Source organism: Brevundimonas diminuta ATCC 11568 (assembly GCF_000204035.1).
GTDB classification, from domain to species: domain Bacteria; phylum Pseudomonadota; class Alphaproteobacteria; order Caulobacterales; family Caulobacteraceae; genus Brevundimonas; species Brevundimonas diminuta.
Map to the genome: position 1 here is coordinate 1,654,226 of NZ_GL883086.1, position 10,468 is coordinate 1,664,693.

Annotated in this window: 8 protein-coding genes, 1 tRNA gene and 1 other RNA gene; 5 read left to right on the forward strand and 5 right to left on the reverse strand. The window is 66.3% G+C overall.

Annotation, left to right across the window (positions count from 1 at the left end; all coding sequences use genetic code 11):
* Nucleotides 1-14: 14 nt before the first annotated feature.
* The 5 genes from rnpB to BDIM_RS11885 form a co-directional block, all read right to left on the reverse strand.
* An RNA gene (rnpB, locus tag BDIM_RS16925) (RNase P RNA component class A) lies at nt 15-393 on the reverse strand.
* A gap of 79 nt (nt 394-472) precedes the next feature.
* A complete protein-coding gene (locus BDIM_RS11870) occupies nt 473-1,234 on the reverse strand; it encodes an N-acetylmuramoyl-L-alanine amidase (protein WP_003165841.1) in 762 nt (253 codons plus the stop codon).
* 10 nt (nt 1,235-1,244) lie between these two features.
* Nucleotides 1,245-1,568, reverse strand: coding sequence for a hypothetical protein (locus BDIM_RS11875; RefSeq protein WP_040345987.1), 324 nt, complete (start codon nt 1,566-1,568; stop codon nt 1,245-1,247).
* Between the two features lie 121 nt (nt 1,569-1,689).
* A complete protein-coding gene (gene sppA, locus BDIM_RS11880; protein WP_040345990.1) occupies nt 1,690-3,489 on the reverse strand; it encodes a signal peptide peptidase SppA in 1,800 nt (599 codons plus the stop codon).
* 151 nt (nt 3,490-3,640) lie between these two features.
* On the reverse strand, nt 3,641-4,399 hold the full coding sequence (locus BDIM_RS11885) for an SIMPL domain-containing protein (protein ID WP_040345993.1): 759 nt from the start codon (nt 4,397-4,399) through the stop codon (nt 3,641-3,643).
* A 189-nt stretch (nt 4,400-4,588) separates the two neighbouring features.
* Here BDIM_RS11885 and BDIM_RS11890 point away from each other — a divergent pair.
* From BDIM_RS11890 to BDIM_RS18025, 5 genes are all read left to right on the forward strand, one after another.
* Nucleotides 4,589-4,664, forward strand: a tRNA-Ile gene (locus BDIM_RS11890).
* Between the two features lie 94 nt (nt 4,665-4,758).
* Nucleotides 4,759-6,408: a site-specific integrase gene (locus BDIM_RS11895; protein WP_040345996.1), complete on the forward strand. Its 1,650-nt coding sequence runs from the start codon at nt 4,759-4,761 to the stop codon at nt 6,406-6,408.
* A 262-nt stretch (nt 6,409-6,670) separates the two neighbouring features.
* Nucleotides 6,671-7,066, forward strand: a complete 396-nt coding sequence (locus tag BDIM_RS11900) for a helix-turn-helix domain-containing protein (protein ID WP_040345999.1) — start codon at nt 6,671-6,673, stop codon at nt 7,064-7,066.
* A 539-nt stretch (nt 7,067-7,605) separates the two neighbouring features.
* Nucleotides 7,606-8,124, forward strand: coding sequence for a BRO-N domain-containing protein (locus tag BDIM_RS11905; RefSeq protein WP_050796710.1), 519 nt, complete (start codon nt 7,606-7,608; stop codon nt 8,122-8,124).
* 117 nt (nt 8,125-8,241) lie between these two features.
* The coding region (locus tag BDIM_RS18025) for a hypothetical protein (RefSeq protein ID WP_050796711.1) at nt 8,242-10,468 on the forward strand (2,227 nt) is incomplete at its 3' end.

The window sequence follows — 10,468 nt, forward strand, 5'->3', positions numbered from 1 at the left end:
TTGTCCCTGAAATAAACACCAGACGGCCTGTAAGCCGGGTTCTGTTCCGCCCGAAAGCGGCGACGATCATTCCTCTGGGCCGCCCATTGCTGGACGGCTCTCGCGACCTACCCGGACGCCTGGGGCGGTGAGCCCTGCGGAGCGAGCCCCGCGCGACGTCCCTATTTGGTCTTGCTCCAGGCGGGGCTTGCCGTGCCGTCGACGTTGCCGCCGACGCGGTGGGCTCTTACCCCACCCTTTCACCCTTCCCTGAGCCGAAGCCCAGGCGGTTTGCTTTCTGTGGCGCTATCCCTCGGGTCACCCCGGGCGGGCGTTACCCGCCGCCTTTTCACCGTGGAGCCCGGACTTTCCTCGACAGGAGCAAGCCCCCGCCGCGACCGCCCGGCCGTCTGGCGAGCGCTAGATGCGCGCGAATGGGCGGAAGGTCAATGCGGATGAACAGCCCCTCTCTCGATGGGAGAGGGTCATGTTTTTAATCCAGCACGCCGGTGACGCTCTCGACCGAAGCCAGCTGGAGCAATCCCACCAGCCGCGCTCGCGTCTCGCCGTCGGCGATCCCATCGACGCGATCGGGCCGCCAGTGGCGCTGGAAGGCCTCGACCGTCAGGCGGGTTTCCTCGTCATAGGCCCCGCCCGGCTGCACCCCATAGCCCAGCCGGTGCAGGCCCGAGCGCAGGACGATGACGCCCAGCCCTTCGTCGCCGGGCGACAGGGGCGCGCCCAGGGCGCCGATGCGTTCCGGCGCCGGGTCGAACCACAGGCCGTGCCCCGCCTCGGCCAGACGCTTCCACGGGAACAGCTCGCCGGGATCCTGCTTGCGCTCGGGCGCCAGGTCGGAATGGGCGATGATGCGGGCGTCAGGGATGGACCAGCGGGTGCGGATGTCGCCGACCAGGGCGATCACCGCCTCGATCTGCGGCTCGGGGAAGGGGCGATAGCCGAACTCATGGCCCGGATTGACGATCTCGATGCCGATGGAGGCGGCGTTGACGTCGGTCTCGCCCTGCCAGGCGCCGCGCCCGGCGTGCCAGGCCCGACGCTCTTCCGGCACCAGACGCAGGATGGAGCCGTCCTCGTCGACGACATAGTGGGCCGATACCTTGGCCTCTGAGTCGCGCAGACGCGCGATCGCCTCCTCGGCGGTCTCCATGCCGGTGTAGTGCAGCACCAGAATGTCCGGCGGGCCGCGCCGGGCGTCGAAGTTCGGGGACGGCGCGTCGGTGAAGGCGATCATGAGGGGCCGATCAGCGCCCTTCCTTTTCCCAGCCGTAGGCCACCCAGGTGTCGCCGACCTTCTTGGCGTCGATGACGCCGTCGTCGCGACGACGGCGGGCGCTCATGGTGCGGCGGGCGCGCAGGGCGAAACCGGCGAAGAAGACCAGCACCCCGCCGACGACGGCGATCATGGCCACGGCGGCGGCGGTGAAGACGGCCAGCAGGGCGCCGACCGTCACGGCCAGGGCGGTGGCGATCAGGCCCGCGACCCAGACGAAGGGCGCCAGCAGGCCGGAACCGGGCCGACGGCGCGCGTTGAAACCCAGCTGGCCCATCGGGTCGGAGTTGATCATGAACTCAAAGCCTCTCTCAGCGTCCTGATGAACGCCTGAAGCGCAATGTCGGTCCATCGACCTGAACGGTCAATGCACTGCGACATCACGCGCCAGTCACATTTGTTGTCCCGGCCAAGCCTCAGAAGGCCGGCTGATCCGCCAGGACCACCGCGCCGCGGCTGCGCATGCGATCGGCCTCGACGCGGGTCAGCACGGCCTGGGCGGCGGGATCGCCCATCACCTGACCGACCTTGACCATGGCCTCGGCGGCCTGACCCGAGGCGCCGAAGGCGGTCGCCAGGGCCTCCCACGGCGTCTGCGGCTGCGGGAAGCGCTTGAAGCGGACCGTCTCGGACGACGGGATCTTGGCCAGTTGGCGCGCCTTGGCGACCGCCTCCTCCAGACCGCCCAGCTGGTCGACCAGACCCAGGCCGTGCGCCTGAGCGCCGGTCCAGACACGGCCCTTGGCGATCTCACGCACGCGCTCGACCGGCATCTTGCGGCCCTTGGCCACACGGGCCACGAATTCTTCGTAGATGCGGTCCATCGAGGCGGCGAAGGCGGCGCGCTGCCCCTGATCGAAGCTCTGCGTCGTGGAGAAGGCGTCGGCGTAGTCGCCGCCGACCGACAGGCCGCGCATGTCGACGCCGAAGCGGCCCAGGGCGTCGGCCAGGACGAACTTGCCGCCGAAGACGCCGATCGAGCCGGTCAGGGTCGAGGGCTGGGCCACGATCCAGTCGGCTTCCGAGCTGATCCAGTAACCGCCGGACGCGGCGTAGGCCCCCATCGACACCACCACCGGCTTGCCCGCCGCCTTGGCCGCGCGCACGGCGGCCAGCACCTGTTCAGACGCCTCGGGCGAGCCGCCCGGCGAGGAGACGCGGAAGACGATGGCCTTCACGTCCTTGTCCTCGATGGCCTCATAGATGGCCTTGGCCGTGTCGTCCGAGCGGATGCTGGTTCCGCCGCCGAAGGGCGAGTCGTTGTCGCCGCGGCCGGTCATGATGGCGCCCTCGCCGCCCACGATGGCGATGGCCGACTTGGCCGAGCCGGAGCCTGAGGTGTTACGCGTTCCCTTCAGCGAGGCGTATTCGCCGAATTTGACGATCTTGGCGTTCTTGCCCGCCTTGGTCTTGGCGGCGGCCTCGGCTTCTTCGACCTGGCCGATCTTGTCGACCAGCTTCAGCGACAGGGCCTGTTCCGCCGGATAAGGGCCGGCCTCGATCACGGCCTTCAGGGCCTCGGGCGTGGTCTTGCGGTCGCGGGCGATATTGGCGATGGCGCTGTCGTAGATGGAGCCCATCCAGGCGACCATGGCCTCGCGGTGCGGAGCGGTGAAGTCGCTCTGCGTGAATTCGTTGACGGCGTTCTTGTACTCATACCGCTGCTCGAAGTCGGCCTTGACGCCGTACTTCTGGAAGGCGCGGCCCAGGAAGACGCTGTCGACAGCCAGACCCGTCGCCTGGAAGTTCGCCGTGTTCTGCAGCCACAGCTGATCCGCGCTGGCGGCGACCATATAGCTGGACGTCACGGCGCCGATCGGCGCAAAGCCCTGGCTGTGGGCGATCACCGTCTTGCCCGAGGCGCGGAAGCGAGCGATCGCCTGACGCACTTCGTCGGCCGAGGCGGGCGTCATCCCGACTTCCGGCGCGCGCACCAGCAACACCTTGACGTTGTCGTCGGCCGCCGCCTGAGCCAGCACGTCCACGACCTGAACCACCGACAGGCTGGAGCCGCCGAAAGACGCAAAGGGATTGACCGGCGTCTGATCCGTCAGGCCGCTGCGCAGATCCAGCTCCAGCACCGTATGGGCGGGCGTGGTCGGCTTGGAGGCCCCGGCCGCCATGGCGAAGAAGATCAGCGCCACCACGGGCAGAACGACGAAGAAGGCCACAAGCCCGGCGAAGACGCCCAGCATGGTGAGGAAGAACTGCTTCATGGAAAGGCGGACGTCCAGGATCGCGGCCAGAGGCGGCCAAGCGTGAGGATAGAGGCCGAGCCCGGCGCGTCAAATGAACGGACGGTAATAAACTCATGAAAAAGGGGCCCGCCGTCGCCGGCGAGCCCCCTCCTTCATCGCAAGGTCGCGATCAGCGGCCGATGTCGTAGGTTCCGCTGATATCGATGCGAACCGTCAGCTCGCCCGCTGAAACCGGGGTCGAGGCGCCGCCGGCGTCCATGGCGACGCGGGCGTACATGACCTCAGGACGCGGCTGCGGCGCATAGCCCCCGCCCTCGGTCAGGGAACGCACCGGCCCCAGGTCGACGCCCAGGGCCTGGGCGTACAGACGCGCCTTGTCCTGCAGGGCGCGCACGGCCAGGACGCGGGCCTGGTCCTCGGCCGCCTTCGGATCCTTCAGGCCGAAGCTGATGCCGTCGATCTGATTGACGCCTGCCGTGACCACGGCGTCAGCGGTCGTCCCGACCTTGCTCAGGTCGTTGATCGTCACCGTGACGCGGTTCGCGGCCTGATAGCCGCGCAAGCGGGGCGGTTCGTTCTGCTGATAGTCGTATTGGGCCGACAGGTTCAGGCCCGAGGTCTGAATGTCGCGCTCGGCGATCCCGGCGCGGCGCAGGGCGGCGACGACGCGGGTCATCTGCTGGGCGTTCTGGGCCATGGCCTCCTGAGCCGTCGGGGCCTCGGTCACCACGCCGAAGTTGATCGTGGCCTGATCCGGCGCGACCTTGACCTCGCCATAGGCCGACAGGTTCAGGGCGGGTTGTTGAGCCATGGCGTGCACCTGCATGGGGGAAGAGCCGCCGGGCTGGGATTGAGCAGACGCGACGGCCGGCGCCGCCAAGGTCATCAGGGCCGTGCCCAGCATCAGGGCGCGTGCGGTGCGGGTCATTACGAGGTCTCCGTCGAATTCATTTGGGCGGGCGTGTTCGCCAGCCACGGCCTAACTTGACCGTTTCAAGCTGAACGAACGCAAAAGACCCCTGTGCAGGTTCCGTTCATCGGCGTGAAAAGCGTGACAGGTCCAAGGCGGCTTTGCAGCCGACGCCCCGCCTGCTAGGCACCCCTTGCTGTGCTTCGGGGGCCCGTAGCTCAATGGTTAGAGCCGACCGCTCATAACGGTCTGGTTGGGGGTTCGAGTCCCTCCGGGCCTACCACCCTCCCTCGGGAGCCAGTGTTAGCGGGATTTCCCAGTCTTCTCGGTCTTCTACGACCATGGACTGTGACACAAGACTGTGTCACCAGACGGGAATGGAAGCCGTGCCTGGATGCAACCACCTCTACCGACGCGAAGCCGTCTATTGGTTCCGCCGCCGGGTTCCCCAAGACGTCGCGGGGACCATCGGGACCACCCAATGGCGCATCAGTTTGCGAACGAAGGATTTCGAGACGGCGAAGCGGCTAGCACGCGAGAAGGCAGTCTCTACCGACAGACAGATTTCGGTCGCCCGTGCGCGCAATGCCGGAAAGGTCTCGCCCACTCTGTCGAAGGCGGACGCAGACCGTCTTGCGCGGGGGTGGATGGCTGAGATTTTGGAATGGGACGAGGCTTTCCGGCTCGGTCGCGCAGGTTCATTGACGGGGGCTGAGAGATGGCTGGAGGAAGAGAAGCCCGCTGCCCGCGAAGCCCTCGCCAACTACGATACCGCCGCCGTTGCCCAGCAAGTGAACGACACCCTAGCCAAGGAGGGATTGTGGTACCCTCCGGGAGATCCCAGCAGGAACGCGCTGGCGCTGGCCCTCCTGAAGGCCCGGGTCAGTCTCGTCAGCCTGATGGAGCGCCGACTCGACGGCGAGGTAGTCGAGATCGCATCTCCGCTCCCAACCCACGTGGCGGCCTCCCAAGCCAGCGGCGCAACCGTGGCGCAGCTCATCACCGCCTACCGAGCGGAGCGGGTCGCCAAGCATGGCGAGGAATCCACAGACCGGAAGTACTCCCACATCTTCTCTGCGCTGGAGGAAGCCCTCGGCGGTGAGCGGCCCATCCGTTCAGTCACGCGCGCAGATTTGCGAGAAATCCGAAGTCTCCTCCAGAGGGTTCCCAAGTTCGCCAGCAGGCGGTACCCCGGGCTCACCCTGCAGGAGGCGGCCGAGAAGGCGGACCTGCAGGGTGGCGAGCGCATCTCTCCCACCACTGTCGCGTCCTATCTCCAGAACCTTGCCGCCGTATTCAACTGGGCGGTGGAGGAGGAGTTGCTCGACAAGAACCCAGCTCAGGGCCTCGTCGAGAAGGCAAAGCCCAGTGTGAAACGTCGCGGCTTTTCCACGACCGAGCTTCAACGCATGTTCACGGCGCTGAGGCCCATGGCAGAAGGAGAACACCCGTGGCGCTTCTGGATACCTGCCATGGCGCTCTACAGCGGCGCGCGGGCTGGAGAACTCGCCGGACTTCGCGTCAACGACCTTATCGAGATCGAGGGAACATGGTGCGTTCGTTATTCGGAATACGACGCCTCGGGCCGCAGGATCGGGGGGCGGACGTTGAAAACAGACGCCAGCGAGCGCACGGTGCCGATCCACAAAGCCGTCTTGGATGTCGGCCTGAGGACTTATGTCGCCAGCCTGCCGCCTGACACCGAGATGCTATTTCCTTCCCTGCCCCCAGGGCCGGAAGGCAAACTCTCACACTACCTCTCAAAGTGGTTCGGCGGCTTCCGCCGGAGCCTAGGGATCGACAGTCCCGCCACCGTACTTCACAGCTTCCGTCACGGTTTCAAGGATGCCTGCCGAGATGTTTCTATCCCGGTGGAAATCCAAGATGCTCTCGGAGGCTGGGCCACGCAAGGAGTCGCGACACACTACGGCAATAAGCAGCGGATCGCCCTTCTGAAACGCGAACTAGCCAAAGTCTCATTCGCACCGTTCAGCCTGCCCCCTGTTCACCCTCCAGCCGACGACTAGGAGCGTTCATGACGGTCAAGGAGAATGAGGAACGTCCCGACCGCTCCCACCGTATTGCCAGCAGCCCGATAAGCTGAGGCCACACTTGGGGGCTTAGACCGCCCTAGACGCCCTTCTGGAAGACTTCGAGGCACGGGACCTGTCGATCCCTATGGTCATACTAGAGGTCGTAAGAGGCACGGTCTCCAGGTAGCCAAACAACGGTGGCGCTTGAATTAAGAGCGTGAGAATCTCCGTCGCAATTCAGCGATATGGAGTTCCAATGACCACCGCTCAAACCGCAGCCCAATCGACTTGCACGAGAAACCTCTCCCTTGCGGTGCTGGCGGCGGAGCTAGACAATGCGACCGGCTTCCTGGAGCGACTTGCCGCTCTCGGCCCCAGCACCCTGACAATCCGTCAGGCCCTCTTCTTCGTGGCCGTCGCCAAGGAAGACCTGCGGCACCACAGGGTTACTTTGACGGGCATCCGCGCCGCGCACGACGGCCTTGGACGGTCCATCGCGAAGTCGAAGGACATGCTTCTGGAGCCCAGCAGAGCGTATCCGCAGGCGGCCGGGTGGCTGACCCAGGAACACGACCCGGAAGACCGACGTGTCCGCTACCTGCGCCTTACGCCGCGCGGCTTGAATGTTCTCGCGCAGGCGCTGGGGCACTGACATGGGGCTCAAGGGCAGGCGGCTAGCGGTAGCGGTTTTCGCGATCCTCGCTCTCACAGCAGGATGTGACAGCGCCTATCGAGAATACAGAGAGTCTACCGAGGAAGGGCGCTCAGACTGGGAAACAAGCGCGCCTCAGATGACCCGCGAAGACGCGCTGGGCGAGCCGCAGCTCTCCAGCAGGGCATGACATACAGCGACCTCGGGGAGCCCTACGGTTGCACAGAGGACTGTTCAGGTCACGAAGCGGGCGCGGCATGGGCGGCAGATAATGACCTGCGCGACCCCGGTGATTGTGGAGGACGAAGCCAGTCGTTTCTGGAGGGGTGTCAGGCTTACACCGAGACGTCCAAGAGGTGGCCGACGAGGTCGAGCAGCGGGGCTATTAGAGATAGCAGAAAGGGCCAGAGCATCACGCATCTGGCCCTCCGCCTGCTCTAGCCCAGCGAGGCAGGGGGCATCCCGCTTCAACGGGGCGGTCCCACTCCACCACCCTATCTCAGAGCGCCGTGCGGTCAATCTCAGGGGAGACCCTGACCATGACCGACACCATCGCCTTCGCCTTCGTCCGCCACGGGGAGGACCCCGTGAACATCCGCACAGTCCAGATCGACGGCGAGCCGTGGTTCGTGGCGGTCGATGTCTGCCGGTGCCTCAGCCTCGGCGTGAACAACGTCACCAATCACACTGACCGGCTCGAAGCCGCAGAGAAAAGGCACGTCGCCCGGTCCACCCTTAATCCGGGTAAGGGTGGCTCTCCGATGATCGTGGTGTCCGAGTCCGGCCTCTACAAGCTCATCATGCGCTCGGACAAACAGGAGGCCCTGGTCTTCCAGCACTGGATCGCCTCGGAGGTGCTGCCGTCCATCCGAAAGACCGGCAAGTATGCCCTGGCCGACCACGGCCGCGAGGCCATGCCGCTGCCTATGGACATCGCAGAGGCCGAATCAACTTCCCTCCTTAGGGAAAGACCCACGCTGCCCTCCCTCAGGGAACCTCGGGACAATCTGAACGCCCCTTCTCGTTCGAACCGAGCGACCAATCCCGAGGGGTACTAATAAACACGCACCCTAGGAGCGAACCATCTCAGGTCCCCCCTCAGGTAACCCTCAGGTCCCTCAGGATCACCTGAGTTGGTCCGCCTATGCGCCGCCGATAACCAATAGGAGTGACCCTTGACCGAGTTCTCAAGTCTCGACGAGCTGTACGCAGCCGCCGACGCCGAAAAGGCCCGTAGGCCTCGGCCCGCCACCCAAGCCTCCCGGGCCACGCCCGACCGGGGCTCCGCTGGCGGGGGTCACCACTGGGGCAACCTAGGGAACACCCGAGCGGACCAGGAGCGACGCAGCTTCTGGGACAGCCTGCGGGCGACCCAAGCGGACCCGAAGTTCCAGCAGAACATCGACCGCATGATGCCCAACGAGATCAACACCGCCCGCGCTGTTGTGGGGGGCGTCCGTGACGCCTTCCAAGGCTTCATGGACTCGGTAGACGACCTCGCCGAGGCCGCAGACAACTTCGTCTACACGCGCACCGGGATCGGCACCTACATCACCCTTGGCCGCGAGGCCGACAACGGCATCGTTGGTCTGGTGTCCAAGGCTGAGGCCGAGCGTCGTACCGGCAGGGCAGCAGGCTTCGGTGTCCTGCAAGACATCCGCACCCCTAAGGTGGCAGGCGCAGGCGTCGCCCGCGACGTCGTCGAGTTCGGCACCAGCTTCGCCACGGGGATGCGGGCCACCAAGTTCATCGCCGCCGCAGGTAATACCGCCCGCGTCGCCCCCGCCATCGCCGCCGGGTTTCGAGGCCTCCAATCCACCACCGCCGGGGCCTACGCCGCCTTCGTGGATCACGCGCCCATGGAGGGGAACCTCGTCAACATGGCGGCGTCCCTCGGCATCCCCCAGCCCGCCCTTCTGGAAGCCCTCGCGGTGGACGAAGCGGACGGCGCGCTGGAAGCCCGACTGAAGAACGCGGCCGTGGACTTCGTCGCCGGTCCCCTCTTCGACGGGGCCGTCGCCACGCTGGCCGGAGCCGTCAAGGGCTTCAAGGCCCTGCGCGGCATCAATGAGGACCTCGACGCCATTCTCGGCGTCCCCGAGGAAATCATGAAGGTGGACCCGAAGGCCGCCCGCCGGGTGGCCGATGAGGGCATCACGGTGGAGACGCCTGACGGTGTCGTCCACGACGTCCCGCGCGTCCCCAAGGGCACCGACGAGTTGCCTGAGGTCTCCCCGCGTGAACCCGGCACGGTCGGCCCGCTGGACGACAACATGACCGAGGGCTTCCAGGCTCTCCCTCAGCGCACCCGCGCGAAGATCGCCAAGCTGTCCGACGCGGAGAAGAAGGCCCTGGCCGACGACATCCTGTCCGGCAACCCCGCCCGTCAGGTTGAGATCGACGAGCGTCTGGGCCTGCACCCCAACCGGGTGGACGTCACCAACGCTCTCCTGAAGGACGAGACCGGCGAAGCCGTGATCGACGTGATCGTGAAGACGGCCGACGCCATTGAGGAGCTGTCCCAGTCCTACGGGTCGGCGACACGCGGCTGGAACGAAGCGCAGGCCCTCGGGAACATCCTGGGGGTCCACGGGAAGCGCGTGGTGGAGGTCTTCCAGTCGAAGACCAAGAACCTCGACGCTTTCGCCATGGTCGCCCGAAAGACGGTGGAGAACTCGTCCGTTGACCTCATGAGGTTGGCCGAGCGCGCGAAGGGGTTTGCTGACGCACCCGAACGCCCCGAGTGGATCGAGTTCATGGCCGCTTTGGACACCCATGCGGTCCTACACGCGACCCTGAAGGGGGCCACGTCCAACATGGGCCGGGGCCTCGCCTCGCTCAGGGCTACTGTCAACGCCTCCAAGGGGTCCAAGGCTCGCCTGAAGACCCTGGCAGGTACCGCCGAGAACACCCCGGTGGACGACGCGATGGAAGCCTACCGCAAGCTCGTCGGCCAGACTTCTGTCGCCGGTCGAAGGGCGCTCGTGGATAAGGTTCTTCGCTCTCGCGGCGACCTGCCCACGCTCGGTAAGCTGGCCGATGCCGGGACGAACCCTCGGGCTTTCCGCAGGGCTGTGAGGGAGTACCTGGTCAACAGCCTGTGGTCCGTGGGCACCGCCAAGGCCACCGTGGTCGGCACCGTCCTCCACGGCTCGGCGCGGATCGCCGCCAGGACCATCATGCACGGTCAGGGGCTCATCTTCGCTGGGAAGCGCGGACAGGCTTACGCCATCGAGCGGGCTGCGGACGCGGCCTACACGGCGGCGATGTTCAAGAGCCTCGGCACCGGCCTCGGCCGGACGCTGCACCTCCTCGCCGACACCACCCTCCACGAGGGCCGCCTCATTGCTGGCGCGGCTCACCCGGCGGCGGGCAAGGCGGTGAAGAAGGTCCACGACGCCC

What these genes read in the sequence shown, in the direction of transcription:
- BDIM_RS11870 (WP_003165841.1), bottom strand. Translation starts at nt 1,234, where the DNA reads ATGATCGCCTTCACCGACGCGCCGTCCCCGAACTTCGACGCCCGGCGC.
- BDIM_RS11875 (WP_040345987.1), bottom strand. Translation starts at nt 1,568, where the DNA reads ATGATCAACTCCGACCCGATGGGCCAGCTGGGTTTCAACGCGCGCCGT.
- sppA (WP_040345990.1), bottom strand. Translation starts at nt 3,489, where the DNA reads ATGAAGCAGTTCTTCCTCACCATGCTGGGCGTCTTCGCCGGGCTTGTG.
- BDIM_RS11885 (WP_040345993.1), bottom strand. Translation starts at nt 4,399, where the DNA reads ATGACCCGCACCGCACGCGCCCTGATGCTGGGCACGGCCCTGATGACC.
- BDIM_RS11895 (WP_040345996.1), top strand. Translation starts at nt 4,759, where the DNA reads ATGGAAGCCGTGCCTGGATGCAACCACCTCTACCGACGCGAAGCCGTC.
- BDIM_RS11900 (WP_040345999.1), top strand. Translation starts at nt 6,671, where the DNA reads ATGACCACCGCTCAAACCGCAGCCCAATCGACTTGCACGAGAAACCTC.
- BDIM_RS11905 (WP_050796710.1), top strand. Translation starts at nt 7,606, where the DNA reads ATGACCGACACCATCGCCTTCGCCTTCGTCCGCCACGGGGAGGACCCC.